Annotated in this window: 20 protein-coding genes; 5 read left to right on the forward strand and 15 right to left on the reverse strand. The window is 42.2% G+C overall.

What is annotated here, in order from left to right:
• Positions 1-66: 66 nt before the first annotated feature.
• The 3 genes from FBF75_RS07535 to tagD all read right to left on the reverse strand — a co-directional run bounded on the left by FBF75_RS07535 (position 67) and on the right by tagD (position 4,344).
• Positions 67-2,343, reverse strand: a complete 2,277-nt coding sequence (locus FBF75_RS07535) for a CDP-glycerol glycerophosphotransferase family protein (RefSeq protein WP_136944589.1) — start codon at positions 2,341-2,343, stop codon at positions 67-69.
• Between the two features lie 47 nt (positions 2,344-2,390).
• Positions 2,391-3,857: an alpha-glucosyltransferase N-terminal domain-containing protein gene (locus FBF75_RS07540; protein ID WP_017368157.1), complete on the reverse strand. Its 1,467-nt coding sequence runs from the start codon at positions 3,855-3,857 to the stop codon at positions 2,391-2,393.
• Positions 3,858-3,954: 97 nt separating this feature from the next.
• A complete protein-coding gene (gene tagD / locus FBF75_RS07545) occupies positions 3,955-4,344 on the reverse strand; it encodes a glycerol-3-phosphate cytidylyltransferase (RefSeq protein ID WP_008343212.1) in 390 nt (129 codons plus the stop codon).
• 368 nt (positions 4,345-4,712) lie between these two features.
• On the opposite strand from tagD, the gene FBF75_RS07550 reads away from it, so the two are divergent.
• A complete protein-coding gene (locus tag FBF75_RS07550; RefSeq protein ID WP_007499915.1) occupies positions 4,713-5,483 on the forward strand; it encodes a WecB/TagA/CpsF family glycosyltransferase in 771 nt (256 codons plus the stop codon).
• 11 nt (positions 5,484-5,494) lie between these two features.
• The gene (locus tag FBF75_RS07555; RefSeq protein ID WP_136944590.1) at positions 5,495-6,682 is read left to right on the forward strand and encodes a CDP-glycerol glycerophosphotransferase family protein; all 1,188 of its coding nucleotides are present in this window, start codon (positions 5,495-5,497) and stop codon (positions 6,680-6,682) included.
• A gap of 17 nt (positions 6,683-6,699) precedes the next feature.
• Here the strand turns inward: FBF75_RS07555 and FBF75_RS07560 are convergent, their stop codons facing one another.
• The 12 genes from FBF75_RS07560 to FBF75_RS07615 form a co-directional block, all read right to left on the reverse strand.
• Positions 6,700-9,330, reverse strand: a complete 2,631-nt coding sequence (locus FBF75_RS07560) for an N-acetylglucosaminidase (protein ID WP_136944591.1) — start codon at positions 9,328-9,330, stop codon at positions 6,700-6,702.
• A gap of 123 nt (positions 9,331-9,453) precedes the next feature.
• Entirely contained in the window at positions 9,454-10,404 is a 951-nt protein-coding gene (manA, locus tag FBF75_RS07565) for a mannose-6-phosphate isomerase, class I (protein ID WP_007499909.1), read from the reverse strand.
• Between the two features lie 146 nt (positions 10,405-10,550).
• Positions 10,551-11,372 (reverse strand): carbohydrate ABC transporter permease, encoded by an 822-nt coding sequence (locus FBF75_RS07570; protein WP_007499907.1) that lies wholly within the window; start codon positions 11,370-11,372, stop codon positions 10,551-10,553.
• Entirely contained in the window at positions 11,369-12,340 is a 972-nt protein-coding gene (locus FBF75_RS07575; RefSeq protein WP_169476076.1) for a carbohydrate ABC transporter permease, read from the reverse strand. Before FBF75_RS07575 ends, FBF75_RS07570 begins: the two co-directional genes overlap by 4 nt.
• 58 nt (positions 12,341-12,398) lie before the next feature.
• Positions 12,399-13,667, reverse strand: coding sequence for an ABC transporter substrate-binding protein (locus FBF75_RS07580; protein ID WP_052320924.1), 1,269 nt, complete (start codon positions 13,665-13,667; stop codon positions 12,399-12,401).
• Positions 13,668-13,766: 99 nt separating this feature from the next.
• A complete protein-coding gene (locus tag FBF75_RS07585) occupies positions 13,767-15,188 on the reverse strand; it encodes a response regulator transcription factor (RefSeq protein WP_058213536.1) in 1,422 nt (473 codons plus the stop codon).
• Positions 15,182-16,624: a sensor histidine kinase gene (locus tag FBF75_RS07590; RefSeq protein WP_058213535.1), complete on the reverse strand. Its 1,443-nt coding sequence runs from the start codon at positions 16,622-16,624 to the stop codon at positions 15,182-15,184. The genes FBF75_RS07585 and FBF75_RS07590 overlap by 7 nt, the downstream gene beginning before the upstream one ends.
• Positions 16,621-17,622 (reverse strand): sugar-binding protein, encoded by a 1,002-nt coding sequence (locus tag FBF75_RS07595; RefSeq protein ID WP_058213534.1) that lies wholly within the window; start codon positions 17,620-17,622, stop codon positions 16,621-16,623. The genes FBF75_RS07590 and FBF75_RS07595 overlap by 4 nt, the downstream gene beginning before the upstream one ends.
• Positions 17,623-17,692: 70 nt before the next feature.
• Positions 17,693-18,148 carry a GNAT family N-acetyltransferase gene (locus FBF75_RS07600; protein ID WP_017368165.1) on the reverse strand — a complete coding sequence of 152 codons (456 nt, stop codon included), beginning with the start codon at positions 18,146-18,148 and terminating at the stop codon, positions 17,693-17,695.
• 109 nt (positions 18,149-18,257) lie between these two features.
• The gene (locus FBF75_RS07605) at positions 18,258-18,866 is read right to left on the reverse strand and encodes a bifunctional 4-hydroxy-2-oxoglutarate aldolase/2-dehydro-3-deoxy-phosphogluconate aldolase (protein ID WP_050826670.1); all 609 of its coding nucleotides are present in this window, start codon (positions 18,864-18,866) and stop codon (positions 18,258-18,260) included.
• Positions 18,838-19,854 carry a sugar kinase gene (locus FBF75_RS07610; RefSeq protein ID WP_017368167.1) on the reverse strand — a complete coding sequence of 339 codons (1,017 nt, stop codon included), beginning with the start codon at positions 19,852-19,854 and terminating at the stop codon, positions 18,838-18,840. Before FBF75_RS07610 ends, FBF75_RS07605 begins: the two co-directional genes overlap by 29 nt.
• Positions 19,855-19,940: 86 nt before the next feature.
• Positions 19,941-20,951, reverse strand: coding sequence for a LacI family DNA-binding transcriptional regulator (locus FBF75_RS07615; protein WP_136944592.1), 1,011 nt, complete (start codon positions 20,949-20,951; stop codon positions 19,941-19,943).
• Between the two features lie 258 nt (positions 20,952-21,209).
• On the opposite strand from FBF75_RS07615, the gene kduI reads away from it, so the two are divergent.
• The 3 genes from kduI to FBF75_RS07630 all read left to right on the forward strand — a co-directional run bounded on the left by kduI (position 21,210) and on the right by FBF75_RS07630 (position 24,386).
• Complete coding sequence (gene kduI, locus FBF75_RS07620; protein WP_017368169.1) at positions 21,210-22,037, forward strand: 5-dehydro-4-deoxy-D-glucuronate isomerase; 828 nt, start codon at positions 21,210-21,212, stop codon at positions 22,035-22,037.
• Between the two features lie 4 nt (positions 22,038-22,041).
• Complete coding sequence (kduD, locus tag FBF75_RS07625) at positions 22,042-22,815, forward strand: 2-dehydro-3-deoxy-D-gluconate 5-dehydrogenase KduD (RefSeq protein ID WP_039165356.1); 774 nt, start codon at positions 22,042-22,044, stop codon at positions 22,813-22,815.
• A gap of 104 nt (positions 22,816-22,919) precedes the next feature.
• Positions 22,920-24,386 carry a spore germination protein gene (locus FBF75_RS07630; protein WP_017359996.1) on the forward strand — a complete coding sequence of 489 codons (1,467 nt, stop codon included), beginning with the start codon at positions 22,920-22,922 and terminating at the stop codon, positions 24,384-24,386.
• Positions 24,387-24,389 lie beyond the last annotated feature (3 nt).

Raw genomic sequence — 24,389 nt, forward strand, 5'->3', positions numbered from 1 at the left:
TTGGATAATGGTCAAGTATTGAACTTGATACCTTCCAAAGGTGTTTTTCCATCTATAAGAAAACAATTAAAAGCGGTGCGAATTAAAAACTACTTCAACCACCCGCTTCGATGACTCCCCGCTCTCTAAGTAACAGAATTTTTCATAAAACGGTGCAAATGATTCTGGTAGTGTAAATGTCGGTTGTTCTGTTTCTCTTACCCATTCAATCACGCGTGATGTTTCTTTTACAAGTGGTCCTGGTGCTTCTTGTTCAAAGTCAAAATAGAAGCCTCTCAGTTTGTCACGATATGTTTCGATGTCTGGTACATAGAACAGCATCGGACGTTTAAGGTTTGCATAATCAAAGAACACGGAAGAGTAATCTGTAATGAGTAGGTCGGAAATCATATAAAGGTCTCGAATGTCTTCGTAATGAGAGAAATCATAGGCAAAGCCTTCATATGGTCCGAGATCAAAGTTTTCCGCTACTAAATAGTGCATACGAAGGATGATGATATATTCTTCTCCGATAGATGCTCGTAGCTCATGCAGATCAAGATCTAAATCAAATTTGTACTGCCCTTTTTTATAAAATTGATCGTCTCTCCATGTCGGTGCATATAAAATCAATTTTTTATCAAGTGGCAGGTTCATTTTTTGTTTCAGTGCTCTCATCGTTTCTTCATTGTTTTGATTGTGAAGGAAGTCATTTCTCGGATATCCTGACTCAATCATGGTCTTTTGAAATTGGAACGCACGTGTAAAGATTTCAGTCGAGTAGGCATTAGGAGAGATGAGATAATCCCAATTCGATGCTTCTTTCGTGAAATTCTTTTTGTACTTCTTCGTGTTTGTTCCAGGCATATGCACTTCGTCCATGTCCATCGCCAGTCGTTTTAATGGCGTGCCGTGCCATGTTTGTAAGTATTGGGTGTGTTCTGGTTTTGGAACCCATAGCGGCAAACGACTGTTTACGACCCAATACTCAGCTCTTGCCATTGCAAAAATCCATTTCAATGACAGACGATTGATATAGTAGATGCCTTTTTCTTTAAATGGTGCTTCATGACCTTTTTTAACACTCCAGATCAGCGTATATTCAGGGTGATTTTCTTTCATATATTCATAAATAGCACGCGGGTTACAGCTGAATTGTTTCCCATTAAAGCTTTCAAAAATAACGGTTTTCTTTTTGACGGACAGTTTACTCGCCAGTGTAAAGGTCGTTTGGAAAGTACTTGTCACAAGGCGATTGCGAACTTTTTTAATCTTACCCACTTGCTTCCTGAATTTCTTCCACTTGCTTTTTACGTAGTACTTAGCACGTGTCTTCATGGTGTAATCATTAATTCGGATGCCTAAAGTTTGTCTTTTTTTCTTTCTGTACACTTCATATCGAATCGGTACATCGTTTCTTTTATGAATTTGAACAAGTCCTTTGAGTTTGTTTGAACGATCTCCAAGCACTAAAGAAGTTGTTGTTAACGTTTCTTCCACTCCGTTAACATCGCAAATAAACTCAAAATAGAAGCGATAGACAAACCGTTTGTTTAAGGAATAGGTTAACTCCTCTAAAGGAACTTCTGCTGAAAATTGATACAGTTGTGGTGTTTGATGGTCGTCACGATATTGAATGACTTCATCTTTTTTATGTGTCATCTTGACAGGAAAACGATGCTCAACTGGTTCCTCACCATTTTTCTTCAATAGAAGCTTTACTTCTTTGATCTGATAAGGATGCTCTGCACTTAGAACGCCTGCATACCCAGATAAAGATAGCGTGCATTCTTTGTTGAGCTCGATATGATGGAATTTCACAACTTTGAGCTCCCGTTTGATTTTCAATGAAGCATTGCCTTTGTCTGTACGATATGGAATAACATACAACAGCGCTTCTTTATTTTCTAAAAATGTCAGCTCTGGCGTTTCAATTTCCATTTTCAAACGACGTTTATAATATGGTGTTTTTTCTTCTATTTCGGAAGTCGCGCTGGTATCCGCTTCTTTTGCGTCTTCATCCTCTTCTTCCGAATCAGAATCATAGGCTGAGTCTTCAAGCTCGTCTTCGTCCTCTTCTTTGTTTGCGCTCAGATAGTCCGTGACATACAAGTTGTATGTCTGGCCTTGCTCTAACGCAAGCGGAAGCGATGCTTCACTCAGTACCAATTTGAATAGATTCTCTTCTTGATGAACAAGCGGGAGGAATAGTTCTTGTTTTGAGACCCTTTCCCTCATAAACAGATAAAACTCTCTATCTGCTAATGGCATGTCATCGTAGATGCGAACGAGCATTTCCAATTTTTCATGATGATTTTTTAAACCTTCAACGACACTCTTCTTATGGATTCCCTCTTCAATCATTAATCGTTAATCTCCTCTGTTCAAAAATCTTACCGTTATTTGTATCATTATTTTACTTTCCAAGAATAGTTCCCCTGTTTCGTTTGATACGACCAACCATCAATTGAAGATGGTTTATTGGTAAGGAGCTCTCCCTCTACTTCTAGACGTTGCAAAACTTCTTGAAGTTCTTCTGTTTTAAAGCGGATGTAAAAATCCACAAATTTTGTTTGGTTGGTTTCGATGTTTTTCTTTGTTTGAAAATGACCAATTGGGAAACTGACTTGATCATTCTCATCAATTGTTTGAGAAATGATTTCAGCTCCATTCACTCGATCATATCCTGCAAAATCAATTTCCACATGATCCGCTTGGCTCATTTCGTCTGTCATCTTAAGCTGAAGATGAAGAACATGGTGTTCAGAGCTAAGATCATGCAGCACCCATTTCGTGCGATCCACGATCTTTCTCAGCTCATCTTTACGTATACGGTTTTCTAGCATCTGATGAAGTACTGTTTTCCAAGCTGACATTTCATCAGAAGGCACATGGTAGAAATAAGTTTGTTCTCCTAAAACCTTCTCAACATCTTCTTTATGCTTAGTATCGCCAAAGAAGACGGCATCCACTTGCTGTTTTCTTATTTGTTTAAATAATTCTCCATATTGAGAATTGATATGGTGCGGATTTTCCTCATAATGGGCTTCATGCACAAAAGCAGCATAATAAGTTGATTCCGGTTGATCTATTTTAAACAAATGGCGGTCCTGGTCCCGGTCCTCTGTGACCATCAGTTTTAACCGGTCATTTTGTAATTGAATGCTGGATAGCCATTGTTGTTTTATATCCGTCTTCTTTGTAAATGTTTGAATTCCTGTTTTTTTATACCAATTAATGTGACGGACTGGATTCTTTTTTGCATCACCAGCATAGATGATCTCCATAAAAATGCTGCCATCGTCATTGATCAATTCCTCCAAGTATAGTGCACCTGTATGGGGAACAAAACTTTGTACTCTGCATAAAACGCCATGAAAATTATATTCTTCCCTTTTCACCAATTGCTTCTCTTCATTATATTGTTCAATATAACAAATGGGAGAAGAAGACCGTTCATATCTCGTCACCTGAATCGTGGATTCATCTGCTGGAGTCACTGCTTCATTGATCGAATGCGATGATTCACCGACAATAAATTCCGAGTAACGTCTCTTACTACCGCTTTCCGGTAGGATATAGTGTTCATACACATTCAAGATGTCAACCTCAGAAGAAAAGATCTCTTCCATGCGGTGAATACGTTCTTTCACATTTGCATCGTAATTTAAAGTTAAAATTGCAGTACGCTTATGCTGATCAGCCAAGGGCTTAATTCTTGTCTTTAAAGATTTCGTTAAGCTCTCATCCTGTTTTGGCACATCACCCATAATAAAGTAGTAATCCATATCAGGCATGTCCACTGATGCCATTGTTTCATGTTGTTCAGATTGATCCAATGTATCTTCAACTTTTTTCTTCATCCAATTTTGAAACAAAGGAAGCTCTCCTTAAAAATAATGATGACTTGCTCATTGTATTTTACATGAAAAAGTACTTCTCACCAAAAGATAAGAAGTACTTTTTTTCGATCTATTAAAGTCCCGCAATTTCTTCCTTAATTTGTGTTGTCGAGATGCCTTCTGTTCTCTTCAAGTATACGACTTCGCAATGTTCTTTTAAGAAATCGAATTTACCTTCCCAGTCATCTCCCATGACAAACACATCGATATCGTGCTCTTGCACGTCACGGACTTTTTGATCCCAGCTGTTTTCTGGAATGACTTCGTCTACATAACGAATGGTTTCAAGAATCAGCTTTCTATGCTCGTAGCTATGATAAGCTTTTTTTGATTTTTGTAAATTAAACTCGTCTGTAGAGATGGCCACCACTAAGTAATCTCCGAGCTGCTTTGCACGCTCTAGCAGCTTAATGTGCCCCCAGTGTAATAAATCAAATGTACCGTAAGTAATAACTTTCTTCATTGCAAACATGAACTCCTTTCTTTCATCCTTATTCGTCTGCTTCAAGCAGTAATGTTATCCGTAATCCTATTATCATCGATCATTTTTTCGCTCTTCGGAACTTCATTATATCACAACGCCTATGAAAGGTTAAGAAAATGTAAAGACAAACTATTTCCAATTTATTGGGTGCAGGAGGAGAAGACCGAGAAATCAATATTTCACAAAGGATCGTCCATATGAATTAATGAAAATGTCACGAAATTTAAAGGATTGTAAAGTTATTGTTAATATTTCATGGAGCAACTGTGATAAAATGATGAGTAGGCGAAGAATGAATTTACAATGAACGTTTCATAGATAACAAAATGAAAAAGGAGGTCTGAACAATGCAAACAGAAGTGGTCTCTAACCTTTCTTATGTAAATGGTGACTTAGATGAATTTATTAGCTATATCAACCAGCATCATATTTCCCAGAGAAGAGGCGCCATGATTGCGACAGTGAATCCAGAGATCGGCTATGCTGTCATGAAGGATGATGCATATCATCAAGTGGTTTCTTCCGCGGATTATGTACTGCCGGATGGTGTAGGTGTTGTGTTGATGTCACGCATGACGCAAAGTCCATTGAAATCAAGAATTGCAGGTTTTGATGTGTTCATGTCTATGCTTGATCTCGCAAACAAGCAATCTAAAAGTATCTTTTTATATGGGGCGAAAGAAGAAGTGCTCGAGGCTGTCAAACAGCGAATTGATACAGAATATCCAAATGTGGTGATTGCAGGCAGCTGTGATGGTTATCAAGCGGATAAACGATTTGTGGCAAAACAAATTGCTCGTTCAAAAGCAGATATGGTGTTTGTTGCTTTAGGTTATCCAAACCAAGAGAACTTTATTTATGAATACCGTCATTTGTTCCCGCAAGCTGTTTGCATCGGTTTAGGTGGAAGCTTTGATGTATTTAGCGGTACGGTGAAGCGTGCACCACGCTGGATGATTAAAACAAATACGGAATGGCTGTACAGACTCATTGTCAATCCGTGGAGATGGAAACGAATGCTGAATATCCCAAAGTACGCTTTTGCCGTATTAAAAGAAAACAAAGGGAAAAAGCGCTACTATCCTGAGCAAGTAAAAGATCAGACGAAGCAGCTGTGAGAGACTGATACATGATGAATATACGCTCAATGATCATCTCATGCTATGCAGCTTTTGTTTCTTTTGCTGGATGGCTCATGAGCGGCGTGAAACCTCGTGACAATCAGGTGACGCTGCTTGTTTCATTCCAAGAGAATGCAGCTGCTCTCATTGATACTTATCAACAACAGGCGAATATGACAATGAAGCTCACTGTCCTCTATACGAAGCATGCTTCCGTGATAGAAAAGGACGTGCCTCATGTGTCATTTCGCTATTTTCATGAAAAAAATCCCTTCCATCTCATTCAATGTATCTATACGATGCTAAAAAGCAAAGTTGTCGTCACAGATAATTATTTTCTGATGACAAGTGTGCTAAGAAATAGACCTTCTACCACTTGTATTCAAGTGTGGCACGCCAATGGTGCTTTGAAAAAGTTTGGTCTTGAAGATGCTTCAAATCATCACCGGAGTTCTCGTGATCTGCAGCGTTTCAAGCGGGTCTATGCGTCTTTCGATTATATCGTTACTGGCTCAGATCACATGCGCGAGATTTTCAAAACTTCATTTGGCGTCAAGGACGATCGTTTTCTGCCAACAGGTGTACCATTCACAGATGCGTACTATGATGAGCGCCCTATTTCCTTTCAGACGGATATTTTTCCAAAAGGCAAAAAAGTGCTGCTGTATGCGCCGACCTACCGGGACTTTGCAATGGACGGTCTTGTCTTACCTTTTTCTAAAGAACAATTGCATAGAGAGCTGAATGGTGACTATATCCTGCTCGTCAAACTTCATCCTGCAGTGAAACATTTAGCCAAAGCAGAAACAGATGGTGAGTGGATATTTGATGTGTCCGATCAGCCGCTCTTTCCATTGCTCTCTGTATGCGATGTCCTGATTACAGATTATTCGTCCATTGTGTTTGAATATGCGCTGCTCCGAAAGCCTGTGTTGTTCTTCACTTACGATCTAGAGACTTATCGCACAAAACGCGGCTTAGTCGAACGTTATGAAGACATTATTCCAGGAAAGGCTTGCGTCACACAAGATATGCTCTTAAAGGAGCTTAAGGGGCTAAACGAATCAGCCAATCAAGACTTATTGAAAACCTTTGCTGAGGAATGGAACCAATATTCAAAAGGGAAATCAAGTCAGCAGCTTCTTTCCTTTATTGAACATCAGCTCTTACACAAAAAACGTCCGGCTTCTCATTAAGAAGCACGGACGTTTTTTTATTTGTTATACACGGGGATATCATAATACAGCGTATAGTTATCAAGTAAGTTATACAAACTATACATACGAGTGACCTGTTTAGAAGCCCAGCCAATATCTGTTGCATATTGGTGAGTCGCTGTCGCAGACCACCGCATTTTGTAAATGGTATCTTGTTTGTATGTGGCGTTATTGATATAGCTGTTGCCAATGAATTTTGCCCCGCCAATAATGGCTGCCTCTGGTGTGAACCATTGCTGTTCATACGCATACTTTGCACCGAGGTAATTCGGGTTACTGTCATATGCACCAATGCCATACATGTTGTACACGATTCTATCATTAAACTTCGTACCGTTCGCTAAAATGGAACTGCCGTTGCCTGTTTCCAGCAATGCATGTGAAATCAGATAGATTTCGTTAATATGATACGTTTTCGCTGCTGTGATAAAGGCTTGTCCTTTTCCGGCAAGAATGCCTTTCCCTGCTAAAATCTTCGTATTCACTTCAGTCGGGTTGAGGTTTGCAGCTTCAGAGAGTTTGAGAAATTGAAAATAAGATTGAGTGCCCTCCGCGATATTCGCTGGGTCTACATATTTTAATACTTCTGCTGAACTCGCATTTCTCCAGCCGAGGCTGATCTTGATCCAGTTGCCTTCTTTTCCAAGCTGCTTCACTTTTGTTCCTTTGTTCAGCTGTGCGACGATGTTGCTAGCCGAACTTGAATCAGGTGTAGAACGTACATTTAGCCCGTCTGTATTCACTGTGGATGTCGCTGGGTCTACATATGTCGCATAGACATATGCTGCACCATCTGTCTGCGGCGATACCTTCATTTGTTTGTTTACCATCTCATTGACAGTGAGGTTATAATTCGTCTGCATCACCATTGGACCGTTTTTGATTTTTGTCGCTGTGGCTGTCCAGCCGTATTGGCTTTTCACAAAAGCAATGGCCGCATTCGCATTTGGTAACCCTGTAAACTGCTGTGTGATGTTGATTTTATATGCCGGTTTTGTCGTTGTTGTATAAGCAGCTGGTTCATTTCGTTTTTTGAAGAATGTCATGCCTTGATCTCTTAAGGCAGCAGTCGAAATAACCCCTGTTTTGATCTGATATTGACCATAATCAGTTGCTCCCGTTTTTTGAGCGGCTGCTTTCATTTTTTGTTTGGTTAAATAACTTAAGGCTTGATTCAGTTTTGTCTGATTCACAGTCGCCTCTGTCGTAATACGGTATTGCTTAACAGCTTCTGTTAATGTTTTTGTACTACTGGCAACTCCATTTTTTTTCATGATCTCTTGCGCCTGCTTTACTTTGCTTTGATCATATACAGGAGTTGTCATCAGGCTGTATGCTTTACTGACTGCTTGCCCCTTGCCTGTTGTGATGCTGCTTGTCACCTTTTGTGCTTTTAAGTATGCAGCACCTTTATTTACTTTTGTCTGATCCGTTGCTTGATTCACAACTAGTCGATACGTGCTGTCAGATGCTTTGCCTGTTTTTTTCGTTGTGGCGGATACTTTTTTCTTTTGGAAAAATGCCGTTGCTTTTTTCGCTTGATCATCGCCCAAAAGATTCCCAGTCACTACTTGATATGGCTGTGTAGAGGAGATCTTTTTAGATGTATAGCGCCATTTCTTTTTCTTGAAAAAGGCAACTGTTTTTGCGTAAGTTGTGTCATTTAATTGATTGAGCTTTACGATATAATTTTTCGTTTTTCCTACTCGCTGCACAGTACCTGACGCACCAGCTTGTTTTTTAATCTGAGACGCCGCTGAGGCTGCTTGCTTACTGTCTTTGAAATAGCCTGATTCCATGCTATATACATTTTTAACAGCTCCAGCCTTCTGAATCTTTCCGCTAATTTTCGCTTCTTTTTGCAGCTGGGTCAGAAGGGTTTGCGCTTTAGACTGATTCGTTTGTGTAGCAGATGTGACGATGTAATACGGTTTGCCTGCTGCTACCGTTTGGAGTACTGCTTTTAAACCAGATTCCTTTTGAAAACCTTGCAGGATGGTATTTGCCTTACTCTGTCCAACAATATTGCCTGAGATCAGCTGATACACGGTGCCGGCCTTGTTTTCAGTTTGGTATGTACTCGTGACTCCGGCCTGTTTTTGTAGTTCGGTTTGAATATTTTTGACTTTCGTTTCAGAATCAATGGCTCCTGAAATGACCTGATAAGATGGTCTGCTTTGATTGATAGCTTCATACGTGCTATTGAGTCCTGATGTTTTCGTCAGCTCGAGCGTCAGTTTTTTCGCCTGACTTTCATCGTTGATTGGATCAGATACGATTTTCTGTAAAGGAAGGCGGTCACCTACTGGAGACACCGTACCGCTCATGCCTAACTCTTTTTTTAATGCAGCGGCACTTGCATTAGCTGCTACTTGTGAGTCATATCCTGAGGCAGTTAGCTGATAGGTCGATGTATTTCCTGACGTTTGATAAGTGGCTGTCCACTTCTTATCCTTTTTCAACGTGTCAACCGCTTTTTTCACTTCTGCTTCTGTTGTAAATACTTTTGAGGTGCTAATCGTATAAATGGATTGATCGACATAGGAGGCTGCTTGCACTTCTTTGCCTGTGTGTAATGTCATACCAAAGGCAGCTGCGAGTAACATAATCTTGATGGTTTTTTTCACGGTCCCTGTCCCTCTCTTAACTTTGCATAATAGTCTACTAATCTCTTTATCGACAAAAACAAGTCTCTTTCAAGTCATTTATGCATTAGAAAAAAAGAGGACCTCTCGAAGTCCTCTTTACCTTTATATATGTGACACAATCAGTTCACAAGATCCTTCAATGGTGAAGTTCCCAGTTTCAGCCGGCAGGATAAAATGGGCTCCTTTTGGCAGCGGATATGTATGTCCATTATGCTCTAAGGACCCTTCCCCATTAATAACGCTGCACAGCAAAAACGGATAATCTTGCGATAGCTCTACTTTTTGATCAATTTCCCATTTATACACAGAGAAATATTCTGCTTCTACAAATGTTCTAATGGTCACCCCTGGACGAGTTTCTACTGATTCATCTGCATAACCGTCTACATGAGGAACCGTTGTGACATCAATGGCCTGCGTGAAGTGAAGTTCACGTTCATGGCCATTTTGGTCTTTTCGTTCATAATCATACACCCGATAGGTCGTATCTGAACTTTGCTGCGTTTCGAGAACCAGTGTGCCTTCACATAGTGCATGAATGGTACCGCTTGGCACATAATAAAAATCGCCCGGCTTAATTTTCACTCGCCGCAAAAGGCCTTCCCAATCTCCACTGTTCATCATGGTCACAAGCTCAGTTCTCGTCCTTGCATTATGACCGTAGATCATTTCTGCGCCTTCTTTGCAGTCAATGATATACCAGCACTCTGTTTTCCCAAGCTCACCATTTTCATGTCTTTCCGCATAATCATCATCTGGATGAACTTGAACGGATAAATCTTGGTTTGCATCTAAAATTTTTGTTAAGAGCGGGAAGCGATCGCCTTCTATTCCCCCAAACAATTCTCTGTGATTGTCCCATAGTTCGATCAGCGTTTTCCCTTTATATGGACCATCTTGCACGACACTTGGTCCGTTTGGATGAGCAGAAATTGCCCAGCATTCTCCCGTTTGATCAGAAGGAATATCATAGCCAAATTGATCCCTTAAGGCTGTACCTCCCCATATTCTCTCCTTCAATTCAGGCAGTAAAAAAATTGGTGACTGCTTCATTCAGGATGACTCCTCCCTTTGCTACCCTTTATAATCCTTGCCTAGCAAGATGAAAACTAGCAAGTCTCAACTTTTATTATGACGCTATCTAAAGAGAAGTCAATCCTTTCAGTACACCGAATGAAAACGATAACAAGAAAATCAATTTACCCTTTGACAGAGCCTGCAAGAAGCCCTTTCACAAAGTATTTTCCAAGTAGAATATAGACCAAAAGTGTTGGCAGCGCAGCCAAGATGGCACCTGCCATTTGAACATTCCATTGCACAATTTGACTGCCTGATAAATTTTGCAGTGCAACCATGACCGGCTGATTCTCTGCCGTGGTCATAGTGACCGCAAATAGAAACTCATTCCACACATTTGTGAATTGCCAAATGGCAACCACGACAAACCCTGTGATGGAAAGCGGCAGAATCATATGTCTGAAGATCCCGATAAATCCGGCACCATCCATCTTCGCTGATTCAATCATTTCATCAGGAATGCTTACATAAAAATTGCGGAACATGAGTGTTGTGATTGGCAGGCCATATACGACATGAACAAGCACAAGTCCCGGAATGGAGTTATACAAGCCGATTTCACGCAAAAATTGAATAAGTGGAATGAGGATACTTTGATATGGAATAAACATACCAAACAACATGAAGGTAAACACCACTTCTGATCCTTTAAAGCGCCATTTAGACAGCACATAGCCATTCATCGCACCTAATACAGCTGACAATAAGGTAGCAGGAATGACTAGATAAAGAGAATTCATTAAATTGGGTGATAACTTTTCAAAAGCGATTTTGTAGCTTGAGAAATCTAGTGTAGATGGGAGCGACCACATTCGCTCAAGGGTCACTTCACCTAATGGCTTTAAGCTTGTGACGAGCATGACATAAACAGGCATGAGAAAAAACAAACTGCACAGTATTAATAAAGCATAAAGAACTGGACGGACAAACCCTCTTGCGATCATGATGAAGCCCCCTTCCGACTAGACAGGAGATACGGCACGATAAAGACTGCAACAGAAATCAGCATAACGATCGCAATGGCGGCACCACCTGCATAATGGTTTCCTCTAAAGGTCATTTCAAACATATAAACACCTGGCACATCGGTGACAAAGTTTGCACCTGGTCCTGTCATCGAGTAAATCAAATCGAAGATCTTTAAAGAGATATGTGCCATGATAATGACGACACTCGCTGTGATTGGTTTTAACAGCGGGAAAATGATTTTCCAGTAGATTTGCCACTCGGTTGCGCCATCCATTCTAGCAGCCTCTCTCACTTCCTCTGGAATTCCTCTAAGACCAGCCAAATACATCGCAAGTGAAAATCCTGTCATCTGCCATACAGCAGCGATGACAACTGCAATCATTGCTGCCGGTACACCAAACTCAATTTTCCCCCAGACAAATCCAGCTAAAATGTTCGTATCCGTGTACCACTTGGGCTGGATGCCGAGTGTTTTTAAAAACAGATTCACCCCAGTTGATGGATTTAGGATCCATTGCCACACAACGCCTGTGACAACAAAGGAAAGGGCCATCGGAAAGAAGAAGAGATTCCGAAAAAGTGATTCCCTCTTGATCTTCTGATCTAGTAAAATGGCCAGTACAAGCCCAGAAGCAATGACTGCTCCAATAAAGAATAATGTAAAAAAGACCGTGTTTCGAAGATCTGACTGAAAGCGAAAATCTTGAAACAGCATGACATAATTTTTCATACCTGCGAAAGAAAAATCAGGAACAAGCGAGGTCCAGTTCGATAATGAAACATATCCTGTCCAGCCAATAAATCCATAAACAAAAATGAATAATAAAACAGCTGACGGTGCTAAAAATAGCAGGGCAAGCAGCTGGTCTCCATTCCATTTTTTCCGAACACGTTTCACTTTTGCTGCTGGTGTTTTTGTGATCGGCGATGTGTCCATGCGCATGAAGCTACACTCCTTTTTTTAAAAAAGAGGCGGTGCCTAACGGCCGCCTCTTTCATCTTTATTTCATTGAATCTTTTAAAGAAGAAACGAACTGGCTGCTGTCTTTTTGTGTCACGAAAATATTGACGGCTTGGTTCGCCTTCGTGACAAAACCTTCTTCAGCAGCTGAGCCATGCGCAAGAGACGGTGCCAGCTTTGACTCTTTAAACGCCTTCATTGCCGATTTTCCGTATTCATCATATTTTGATACATCTGCATCCACACGAGCCGGTATGGACCCTTTCAGCGGATTAAACGCATCCTGTCCTTCCACAGACCCTAAGACAGATAAGAATTTTTTCACGTTTTCTGGTTGTTTGACACCCTTCGGCAGTCCGAATGTATCCGTGATGACCATAAAGCTGCCCTCCGTACCAGGAGTTGCCACGTATCCAAAGTCTTTATTCACCTTCAAATCTAAATCATTCACAAAATATCCTTTTGCCCAGTCGCCCATGACATTCATTGCAGCTTCCCCTTTTGCCACGAGCTGTGAGGCATCCTGCCAGTTACGCGAGCTATGATCGTCGTTGACGTATTCGAGCATACGTCCAAAGATGTCTGCCGCTTCCTTCACTTTTGCATCATCCATTTTTAAGTCGCCCGCCCAAAGTTTTTGATAGTCATCTGCACCTAGTACTCCTAGAAGAACGCTCTCAAACAAATGAGTCGCTGCCCAAGGTTCTTTATCCCCAAGCGCAAGTGGAGTAATCCCTTTTTTCTTTAAGGCATCGGCTGTTTTGAAAAATTCATCAAACGTCGTTGGTGGCTGTAAGCCCTGTTCTTCAAATACTTTTTTGTTATACCAAAGCACATTGCCTCTATGAATATTCACTGGAACGGAATAGATTTTCCCGTCTTTGCTCACAAGGTCAATCAGTGATTCTGGAAATTTATCCTTCCAGCCTTCTTTCTCATAAAGGTCATCCAGCGGCTCCATTTTACCTGCGGCTACCCAGCTCTCATTCAGCTCTGCTCCCCCGTGTACTTGGAAAGTAGCTGGCGGATCATCTCCTTGCATCCGGCTTGTTAGAACAGCCTTTGCATTCGTACCAGCGCCACCAGCGACAGCTGCATTTTCAATTGGAATGTCTTTATTTTTCTCTTCAAACAATTGAATGAGTGCCTTCAGCCCGTCTTCCTCACCTGCACCAGTCCACCAAGAGAAAATTTCTAGTTTCTCCGCTCCGCCCTCTTTTTTTGCATCTGAGTTCGTCGATGAACTGCAAGCAGAGACGACCAGCATACTGAGTGCCAATAAAGTAAAGCCTAATTTAAACTTCATCATGGATCCCCCATCCCTATTTTGTAAGCGTTATCAAAATAAGTATACTGGCAGATCCTTGCCTTTTTTCAGGCAAACTTCTTCACTTTTTTATGAAATTCTTCATTTTTTTACGACCTGTTTTCGATATTCCTTCGGTGAACAGCCAACCATTTTTTTAAACACACGACTGACGTAATTCGGATCAGTATATCCTGCTTGATAGGTGATTTCTTTTAAACTAAGCGAACTCTCTTTCAGTAGCTTCTTCATTTTATCCATCCTACAGGTCGTCACATATTCTTTAAACGTCAGACCTGTCTCATCCTTAAAGCGTTTGGTGAAATACGTCGGGCTTAAATCAACATAGGCGGCCGTTTGCTCCAGCGTAATATGTTCGCAAAAATGTGTTTGAATGTATCGTTTCGCCCGTTCTATATCATTCACCGTCTGGGTTCTTGCTTCATACAGATCAAATAAATGTTCACAGCATTGGCGGCATTCTGTTTCTGTAGTGATAGCCAGGATAGGCACATCTGCACGAAGTCGTGATTTGAGTAAAATGAGCAGCTCTTTCACATGAGAAATGGTTGCCCCTTCTAATTGGAAGGCATCATAGTAAGCAAGAGCATCATCTCTTCTCCCTTCTTCTAGTGCCAGCATCATGTCATCGGCAAGCTCAGGCAAGTTGATCAATACGTAAGGTTGTCTATCTGTATAGTAAAAGCCATAACGAACCGCACCGTCATCTTTTTTTCGCTGATAATAGGAAAGCTTCGCTTCTGCCGCACTTTTCTGAAGTTGAAGTGGATTTGAGACAGGATGACCCATGCCAACAATGACAGGGGAATCCTGCTCGCTTGTCATAGCAGCGCGAATCGCTTGCAGTACATTCGCCTTTAGATGACCAGGTGATTGACAGCTGTAAATCAAGCATGTAAACAGCTCACCGCTCACTTGGATAGGCACTGCTTGAAAAAGAGCAGACTCCTGCAAATGATTCAGGAGTTGATCCCCGCCTGTCCGCTGAACAGCGATCACTAGACCTGCTTGAAAATCCTGAAACAGCCGCTTAAACGCTGTGGAGGAATAAGATTGACCGTTCAACACATGAGCTTCCAGCCATTTTGACTGCTGATTGACTTTCTCCGCCTGCCGCAGGGAGACCTCCTGCTGAATTTCTGCCGCAACAGAACGAATCGCTGTAATGGTTTCGTCTTTATCAGCTGGTTTGACAAGGTATTGTTTGACCCCTTCCTGCATGGCTTGCTTGGCATAATCAAACGTATCGTAGGCTGTCAGCATAATAAATTTAGTATGAGGACAGCTTGCCTTGATCTGTTTGATCGCTGTGAGTCCATCCATGCCTGGCATCTGAATATCCATGAGCACAAGGTCAATTGGCTTAGACCGCGCCAATTCCACCGCCTTTTTTCCATTCGCTGCTTCCCCTGCAATATGACAGTCTGGCAGCCATTCGGTCATGAACTTACGCATCGCCATTCGTTCAATTTTTTCATCATCCACAATCAGCACGTTCAGCATGCTCGTTCCTCCTTGATTGGTATTGTCAATTGAATCGTGGTCCCTTCGTTTGGCTTTGAATCAATTTGAAGGGCATCCTGCACTCCGTAAAACAAACGCAGCCTCGACATCACATTTCGAAGACCAATTCCTGTCGAGTGACCTTTACTACGTGTGTCTGGATGATCTTCTTCCTCTTGCGATAGCAACCTCTTTTTCTCTTGATCACTGATGCCAAGTCCATTATCCCGAATCCGAATCATGACAAAGCCATCATCTCGATCAATAGAGAGCTCTACAAGCCCCCCCTCCTCTTTTGGTTCTACCCCATGAATAAAGGCATTTTCGACAAGCGGCTGCAATGTAAGGCTCGGAATGTGAACAGATAGACACGACTCATCTATGGTCGTTTTGCATGTAATACGATCGGAAAATCTTGTTTCTTGTATATGAAAATATTCTTTTACCACTTTCACTTCTTGTTCTAACGTAACAGATGCGCTGAGAGGAGATAGCGAATACCGCATCAGTGTAGAAACGGATTGTATCAATCTCGATGTCGCATCAGCTGATTCTAAGTACGCCATACGTGAAACGATGTTTAATGTATTAAATAAAAAATGTGGATTCATTTGGTTTTGTAGTGTTTTCAGCTTCATGTCTTTAATTTTCTGATCTAAAGCAGCCTTTTGTTTCATCTCTTCAATCATGACCTTCATCTCTCGCCGCATTCGCTCAAAGGCATGATTTAACACAGAGATTTCGTCCTTTGATGACACATGCAAATTCGGACCATCAAAATTTCCTTCTGATACTTCTTTGGCACTTCGAGACAGATGAACGATCGGTCTTGAAATTCCACCCGCAATGATATAGGCCATCCATAAAGCGATTCCTATCGATAATGTAAACAGACATAGAGTAAAAAGCGCATACGTTTGATGTCTTTTTTGAAGGGATTGGTAGAGTACTTGATACTCAGATAATTCATCATCCAAAAGAGTCATTGTCTGTTCTTGGATATAAGAGGACACGGTTCTTACTTCTTTCACACTTGCAGCATATTCTTTGATTTTCCCTTTTTTGACATGATTCATTGTCGCATCACTTTCGTTTATGAGCGTCCGCATCATATATTGATATTTTTCAATGGACGGGATGGCGGCATGAAGCCCAGCATCTTTGAGTAATGCTTGATCATATGATGTCATTTTCCGTTTTGATTTAGCATAGCCCTTGGCAAACGCCTGATCCTTTTCGATGGCAAAGGCGTTGACCTTTTCATACATCGTTTTTGCCTCTGTCGAAATATCATTCAGCAGGAGAAAGGAACGAAAGCTCTTGCTATATTCTGATGTGATTTTTGAACTGCTCCAATACACAAAAAAAGCGGCCACATTACCAAGGAGCACAAGAATTAAAAATGCCAATAATAATTTACTTCGTATTTTTCTCATGGCTGAACCCCCTGTGGTCTTTCTGTTTGATGAAGGGGCAGGTCTCCTCGCCGAATCACACTCGTCCCTGTGTACTGAAGCGGTTCTTGTTTATCCCCTTGTTGCAAACGAACAAGAGATTCAACCGCTTGATAGCCCATTTCATAAGGGTGCTGTACAACCACTGCATCAATTTTCCCATCATCCAGCGCTTGAATCGTATCAGGCAGAGTATCAAATGCGAGCACATAAACATCTTTAGATGAATGATATTGCTCTGTTGCTTGAATAATGCCGACACCATCTAATGCACTTGTTCCATAAAATGCGGTGAGCTGCGTATGATCATTCAACAATTTATACGCAGCACCGGAAGCACCTGATTTCGTAATCGCCGACTCTTCTATTCCAGCAATATGAATGCGTTTCTCACCAGAAACGGCATCTCGAAACCCCTTCACGCGAAGCTTCTGGTGAATCGCATCAAGCCGTCCCGTCACAATGCCCACATACTGTTCGCCTTTTGTATCGGCGATGAGTGCCTGTCCGGCGATAAAGCCAGAATAATAGTTATCTGTTCCGACATACACTTGACGCTTGCTCCCCTCTGCATCGGTATCGACTGTGACAACATCTATACCTTTCTCTCTTGCTTTTTGAAAGAGCGGTTTGTATTTCTTTGCATCAAGCCCTTGTGTCATAATGCCGTCCACATGACCAGCAATCGCCATATCAATGGTTTTCAGGTGATCATCCAAATCAGCCTGCTTTGGACCTAGGTATTCAAGATACACCCGATGTACTTCCGCCGCATCAGCAGCTCCCTTTTGCACCAATTGCCAATATTCATTATCAAGTTCCTCCGGTACAAGAACAAAGTGATATTGATAAGTTGATACCGCCTCATCGGAAGCGTTTTCAATTTTAACTAAATCTTGACCTAATACAGATAAAAAAAGAACAGATACGACACAAAATGTGAGAAATGCGCCCATTCCGAACAACTTCGACCATTTCATTCACATTCCCCTCCTTCCATTGTTGCCGCATAAAAAAAGAGCTGCTTATAAAAGCATACTCTCTCGACCTCTATAATTCCTTTGTCATAAATAAACTGTTCGGATCTTCTTGGTATGAACCAAAAGGCGGACAATATCGAAATCCAAAGCTTTCATATAATCTTCTTGCTGGTTCAAAGAAAGCAATCGCACCTGTTTCAAGGCTCACTCTTTTATACCCCCGCCGCTTCGCCTCTTGGAGAAGGTGGGTCAACAGATGCTTCGCCACGCCTTTTCGCATATGGGCTGCTGCCGTCCTCATCGATTTGAGTTCACCATGTTCACTCGATAGCTCCTTGATGGCTCCGCAGCCAAGAAGCACCTCGCCATCCCTTGCACTCCATACTGTGACATCTTGTTTTTTCAGATCGTCTAACGGAAGGGCATGAATGCTTTCTGGCGGTGAATGTTTTTTCATCTCTTCTAAATGAGCTTGAATCAATTGTTCAATTTGACCATCTTTTAGTTCATCTTGTTGAATGTACATATCGACCTCTCCTTTATGCTCATTTTACGTGAAAAGATGCGTCTTCTGAGCTTTTTTGTCAGATAAACGAACAAACAACCGGCAGTCATCCGCCGGTTGTTTATGTGAACTACATGATGGTGGAAGAAAGAACAGCCTGTAATTCTTCTGCTGTACTGCTTTCAAGCTGGCTGCCGACACCTACTGCCACGGCTCCTGCTTCAAGCCACTTTGGCACATCGACTGGATGAATGCCTCCTGTTGGGATGAACTCAATCTCTGGAAACGGGCCTTGCAAATTTTTCATATAGGACAAACCGAAGGCGCCGCTCGGAAAAAGCTTTAACACGCTGTATCCATTTGCTTTTGCCTGCATAATTTCACTCGGGGTCAAAACACCTGGAACGTAAAGTGTATCATGAAAAGATAGGTGCTCTCCGATGACAGGAAGATATCCCGGGCTGACGATAAATTGAGAGCCGGCTTCAATGGCTGATTGTGCCTGCTCAAGCGTTGTAATCGTTCCGGCTCCGACAATCAAGTCGTGGTCATGCTGGTAAGATGCAATGATCCGCTCTGCATTGGGCGTGGTATATGTCACTTCGATGGCCCGCACCCCTTTTTTCTTTAAACGACCAATCATCTCTATCCCCTCTGCTTCACTACCTGCTCTGACCACCGCAATGAGTTTACAAGCTGCGAGCTTCTCTTTAACACTCATACTTGCTGACTTTCCCATACCTCTCATCTCCCTTCATATCGTGTCGCCTTTGATATCGTTTGGCTTCTTTTATAAATGCCTGAAGCTCTTCACGAGTCGGCAGTCCCTCGTGATCTCCTGGGGACATGACTGCAAGTGCTCCAATGGCATTGCCTCTTGCTACCGATTTTTCATATGATAAACCGTCCAGCAGACCGCTCATCACTCCCACTGCAAATCCATCACCAGCTCCGACTGTATCCACGACATGAGACACATGGAAACCATCCACTACACCTTGGCCGGATGCACTTTTGAAATAGGCTCCTTCCGCTCCCAGTTTAATGACCACAAGCTTGACACCTTTTTGTAAATAAACATCCGCAATCGCTTCCGGCTCATGACACCCCGTGAGTCTTTGACCTTCTGCAAGCCCAGGGAAAAACCAATCTACTTGAGCAGCCATCTGATTCACCGTATGAATCATGTCTTCTTCCTCTTCCCATAGTTGAAGTCTCAGGTTCGGGTCAAAGGAAATGGTTTTTCCTGCTTCTTTCATTTCTTTAAGGGCATGAAAAGAAAACGCTCTCATTTCACTAGACACAGCAGGCGGGATTCCGGTCATATGAAGATGTCCTGCCTGCTGAAAATAAGTGGACGGGAAATCGCTTGCGTTCAATGTGCTCGCAGCAGAGCCTTTTCGGTAGTACGTCACATCAGGGTCTCCATCGATGACTTTTGATTTAAGCAATATCCCTGTTTTGGCTCCATCATTTGAACGGAGTACTGCCTTCGTATCGACCCCTTCTTTTTGAAGCTCTTCTAAAATAAATGTACCAAGTGAGTCCGCCCCGACCTTGCTCATCCAGCCAACGCTAAAGCCTAATCTTGCCAAGCCGACCGCAACATTACTCTCTGCACCAGCAAGTGCTTTTTGAAACGTATGCACTTGGTGAAGCTCGCCAATTTCTTTTGCATAAAACATCGCCATTGATTCCCCAAATGTGATCACATCCAATGCTTTCACTGATTTCTCCCCTTTCTTGGTACCGGTTTCAAAACAGTTGAAAAAGAGAGAGCATGCACGTATGTATACTCTTCTCTGCCTAACGTTTATAAAGATTTTCTCACAATGATTTCTCCATCAAGTTGAATGGTCTGGGGTGCACTCTTATCCCCTTCAAGACGCGTCTTGATTTTTTGCATCGCCGCTTTCCCCATCTCATGAGATGGCTGCGCCACCGTAGTGATGCCTGGCCCGATCAGCTTATACCATTCTGTATCATCAAATCCGGCAATGCCTATCTCCTCAGGAATCTTCACCCCAAGATCGACGAGTTCACTGATGAGCTTCAGCATGAGTAATCCATTGCCTGCTAAAATCGCTTTTTTCTGATGGTTTGATTGTAAAAAACGACAAATCTCATCTCGCATTTGTTCCTTTTGCTTCAAATTGATTTCTGCAATCATGGGTGTCTTATGTTGACTCATGGCCGTCTGTTCATAGGCTTCTTTTCGTTCTTCACGAGGACTAATCCCATCGACCGGCTCAGTAAAGAAAGCGATATGCTCGTAGCCTTTTTGAATCATTTGATGAAGTAGACGAGCCGTGATGTCACGGTTATTCGTTGTGACGGTATCGACCTTGAGTTCAGGTAACTTACGGTCAACAAGAACAATCGGTACACCGTTTTGCTTAAAGTCTTGCAAAATGTCATTGTTTTGACCCGTCGTATTAATGATCAGCCCTTCAATATAATGCGCATTCAGCTTCAGAAGCATTTCTCGTTCTTTTTCTGGACGATTATCTGTGTTGCACACCATGATGCTGTATCCATATTCATCACAAATCTCTTCCACACCACGAAGTGTCGCAACAGAGAACGGGTTCGTAATATCAGCCACAATAAAACCAATGACCTTGCTCTTTCTTACTTTCAATCCTTGGGCAAGCTGACTCGGACGGTAATGGAGCTCCTCAATGGCTTTTTTAATCTTTTTTACCTTTTCAGGAGAAATTTCATTTGTTCTGCCATTGATGTATCTGGATACCGTTGATTTTGAGACACCTGCATATGCAGCAACTTCGTTAATGGTGACTTTCGTTTGCTTTTTCTCTTTCATACAAAAAACTCCCAAGATCGATCTTCTCATTTGTTTCGAAACCGATTTCAAATAAACTTAAAAAAAGCATACCACAAGTTGAACTGTATCAGAAGATTTTTTTCATGAACATGAAGAAAAAAAAGCTTTTATACAATTAAAGAAAGCGATTTCAAATTAACGGTTGACGCCGCTCTCTTTTTCCTCTAGAATTTTCCTTGAAACCGATACCAAATAAAACAATCATATGTTTCAGATGGAAAGGGAGGCTTATCTCAAATGGAAAATCGTTATGCTGTACATCCTGAGCAGGTCAAGCGTTTTACAACAGAGGAACTTCGTCGTCATTTTCATATTCCGACACTCTTTGTCAGTGGTGAATTGAAGCTATATTATTCGCATGAGGACCGTGTGGTGATTGGCGGTGTTATGCCGACATCAGAACCGATCAAGCTAGATGCCGGCGACTTTTTACGTACAGAATATTTCCTTGAAAGACGGGAAATTGGCATTGTGAATGTCGGCGGCCAAGGTACGGTTACAGTCGATGGTGAGTCATTTGTGCTGGAGCATAAAGATTTCTTATATATTGGACTTGGACACGAACATGTACAGTTTGCTAGTTCATCAGGTGAGCAGGCCAAATTTTATCTTGTGTCAGCCACAGCTCATAGAGCGTATCCGACACAAAAGGCTGCGATTGCTGAATTAACACCGAATCATTTAGGGGAAGCATCCGCCTCAAACGTACGGAATCTGTATCAGGTCATTCATGCAGACGGCATCCAAAGCTGCCAGCTTATGATGGGCATCACTCAGCTTGAAACCAATAACACATGGAACACGATGCCTGCTCATATACATGACCGGCGGATGGAAGTGTACTTATATCTTGATATAGAGGAAGACGCACGTGTCTTTCATTTTATGGGGGAGCCATCTGAAACGAGACATCTCGTTGTAGCAAATGAAGAAGCCGTCATCTCACCTGCCTGGTCCATTCATTCAGGCTCAGGTACCGCAAATTATTCATTTATTTGGGCAATGGCGGGAGAAAACTATACGTTTAAAGATATGGACTTTGTCCCGATGGACCAGCTGAGGTAATGAGATGACGACGACATCATATGTAGCGTCCCTCTTTTCCCTCGAAGGCAAAACAGCTCTTGTCACAGGTCCTGGAACTGGTATTGGGCAAGGTATTGCCGTAGCGCTTGCCCGTTCAGGTGCAGATATCATCGGCACCTACCACCATACGCCGCTTGATGAAACAAAAGAACTTGTCGAACAGACCGGCAGATCATTTCATGCGATTCAAGTAGACTTTGCAGATCCTAAGTCCGCAAAGCGGGATGTTGATGCCCTTTTAAAGCAGCATTCAATTGATATTTTGATCAATAATGCTGGGACCATTAAAAGAGAAGAGGCCGCTCAATATTCAGAGGAAAACTGGCATACTGTGATGGATGTGAATATCAACAGTCTCTTTTTCCTCACGCAAAAGGTCGGACAGCAGATGCTGAATAAAGGGCAAGGGAAAATCGTCAATATCGCTTCCCTTCTATCATTTCAAGGCGGTGTCTTTGTTCCCGCTTATACAGCAAGTAAGCATGCTGTCGCAGGTTTGACGAAAGCATTTGCAAATGAATGGGCAAGTCAGCATATTCAGGTGAACGCGATCGCGCCTGGTTATATTGCAACCAATAACACGCAAGCCATTCGTGACGACGCGAACCGGAATGAAGAGATTCTGAAACGAATCCCCGCTGGACGCTGGGGAAGGCCTGAAGATCTAGCAGGTGCCGCCGTCTTTCTCAGCTCCCCTGCATCTGATTATATGAACGGGCATATTTTAGCCGTAGATGGCGGCTGGCTGGCGAGATAAACATGTGAAGAGAATTCCTATTTTAGGGGATTCTCTTTTTTCTATTTGCATAATTCTTCTCCTTCCGAGTCACTCTATAAAAAAAGACATGAGGGTGAGGTATTATGAAAAGTCGTATTGAACAAGATATAGAGTCCGTCATTCAGCGTGTCAAAAGCTTTGCCGGCAAAAGTGATGATATCGTGTTCCACTCTTTTTCATTTGGTCCTTCCGCTGTCTCTGCATGTCTCGTGTACGTTGAAGGACTCACAGAATTTGAGATGCTTTCCAAACAAATCATTTCACCTATGCAAAAGGAACTGACCATCACCAAGGTCGACCACACCACACTTTCTTCCCTTTCTAAAACGTTCTTTGGCATTCAAAATGATGTGCTGGAAGATATGAACCTTGCCATCGAGCAGTTATACAGCGGCAGGGCTATTTTATTTGTGGATAGGGCCACTCAAGCGCTTGCGCTCCATACGAATCTTTTTCAATTTAGAGAAGTAGAGGAGCCGCAATCAGAAGTCCTTGTAAGAGGACCCCGGATTGGATTTATTGAAAATCTTGAAAAAAACACGGCATTGCTTCGTGAAAGAGCAAATGATCCGAACCTTGTCATTCAAAAGGTAAACATAGGAACTCGCAACAAGAAATCTGCTGCTCTTGTGTATGTTCGTGATATCGCAGACCCCAAACTAGTAGATGATGTATTCTCTCGTATGAAGCAAATCAAAATGGATGATATTCCTGAGTCCGGCTATATTGAACAGTTGATTGAAGACAGTCATGTCTCTATTTTTCCACAGATTCAAAATACAGAACGTCCTGATCGGGTGATTGCCTCTGTGCTCGAAGGAAAGGTGTCTATTTTGCTCGATGGGACGCCGTTTGCCCTCATTATGCCGATGACTCTCACTGCCTTGATGCAATCACCGGAGGATTATTATCAAAGATGGACAAGTGCGACTCTTTTGCGTTTGCTCCGTTATATTGCCGTGCTTTTGACGATCTTTTTACCGGGACTCTATATCGCCCTTGTTTCCTATCATCCTGGTTTATTACCAACACGAATGGCACTGACCATCGCAGGCAGCCGGCAAAATGTGCCCTTTCCTCCTGTAGTGGAAGCCATTTTGATGTCGTTTACGATTGAACTGCTGCGGGAAGCTGGACTTCGTCTTCCTAGGGCGATTGGGCAGACGATTGGACTGATTGGCGGCGTCATTATTGGACAGGCGGCTGTCCAAGCCAATATCGTCAGTGCCTTAATGGTCATTATTGTGTCTCTGACGGCACTAGCCGATTTCACTGCTCCATCATATGATTTCAGCTTTCCCTTACGCATCCTGCGGTTTATGGCGATCTTCAGTTCAGCCATGTTTGGATTATACGGCCTCATCATGTGTTATTTATTTGTACTTTGTCACTTGATGCAGCTCAAGACCTTTGGTTTTGACTATTTCACACCTGTTTTGTCTTCACCGTTTTCAGATTTAAAAGATACGTACGTTCGTTTACCAATAGGGCTATTTAAATCGAGACCGAAAACAGCCAAGACAAAAAATCTCAAAAGACAAGGAGATTAAACG

This window comes from Bacillus sp. S2(2019), assembly GCF_005144805.1.
Taxonomy (GTDB): domain Bacteria; phylum Bacillota; class Bacilli; order Bacillales; family Bacillaceae; genus Bacillus; species Bacillus altitudinis.

What these genes read in the sequence shown, in the direction of transcription:
- kduI (WP_017368169.1), top strand. Translation starts at nt 21,210, where the DNA reads ATGGAAAATCGTTATGCTGTACATCCTGAGCAGGTCAAGCGTTTTACA.
- FBF75_RS07590 (WP_058213535.1), bottom strand. Translation starts at nt 16,624, where the DNA reads ATGAGAAAAATACGAAGTAAATTATTATTGGCATTTTTAATTCTTGTG.
- FBF75_RS07600 (WP_017368165.1), bottom strand. Translation starts at nt 18,148, where the DNA reads ATGTACATTCAACAAGATGAACTAAAAGATGGTCAAATTGAACAATTG.
- FBF75_RS07615 (WP_136944592.1), bottom strand. Translation starts at nt 20,951, where the DNA reads ATGAAAGAGAAAAAGCAAACGAAAGTCACCATTAACGAAGTTGCTGCA.
- FBF75_RS07550 (WP_007499915.1), top strand. Translation starts at nt 4,713, where the DNA reads ATGCAAACAGAAGTGGTCTCTAACCTTTCTTATGTAAATGGTGACTTA.
- FBF75_RS07585 (WP_058213536.1), bottom strand. Translation starts at nt 15,188, where the DNA reads ATGCTGAACGTGCTGATTGTGGATGATGAAAAAATTGAACGAATGGCG.
- FBF75_RS07630 (WP_017359996.1), top strand. Translation starts at nt 22,920, where the DNA reads ATGAAAAGTCGTATTGAACAAGATATAGAGTCCGTCATTCAGCGTGTC.
- manA (WP_007499909.1), bottom strand. Translation starts at nt 10,404, where the DNA reads ATGAAGCAGTCACCAATTTTTTTACTGCCTGAATTGAAGGAGAGAATA.
- FBF75_RS07535 (WP_136944589.1), bottom strand. Translation starts at nt 2,343, where the DNA reads ATGATTGAAGAGGGAATCCATAAGAAGAGTGTCGTTGAAGGTTTAAAA.
- FBF75_RS07575 (WP_169476076.1), bottom strand. Translation starts at nt 12,340, where the DNA reads ATGCGCATGGACACATCGCCGATCACAAAAACACCAGCAGCAAAAGTG.
- kduD (WP_039165356.1), top strand. Translation starts at nt 22,042, where the DNA reads ATGACGACGACATCATATGTAGCGTCCCTCTTTTCCCTCGAAGGCAAA.
- FBF75_RS07555 (WP_136944590.1), top strand. Translation starts at nt 5,495, where the DNA reads ATGATGAATATACGCTCAATGATCATCTCATGCTATGCAGCTTTTGTT.
- FBF75_RS07595 (WP_058213534.1), bottom strand. Translation starts at nt 17,622, where the DNA reads ATGAAATGGTCGAAGTTGTTCGGAATGGGCGCATTTCTCACATTTTGT.
- tagD (WP_008343212.1), bottom strand. Translation starts at nt 4,344, where the DNA reads ATGAAGAAAGTTATTACTTACGGTACATTTGATTTATTACACTGGGGG.
- FBF75_RS07605 (WP_050826670.1), bottom strand. Translation starts at nt 18,866, where the DNA reads ATGGGAAAGTCAGCAAGTATGAGTGTTAAAGAGAAGCTCGCAGCTTGT.
- FBF75_RS07580 (WP_052320924.1), bottom strand. Translation starts at nt 13,667, where the DNA reads ATGATGAAGTTTAAATTAGGCTTTACTTTATTGGCACTCAGTATGCTG.
- FBF75_RS07570 (WP_007499907.1), bottom strand. Translation starts at nt 11,372, where the DNA reads ATGATCGCAAGAGGGTTTGTCCGTCCAGTTCTTTATGCTTTATTAATA.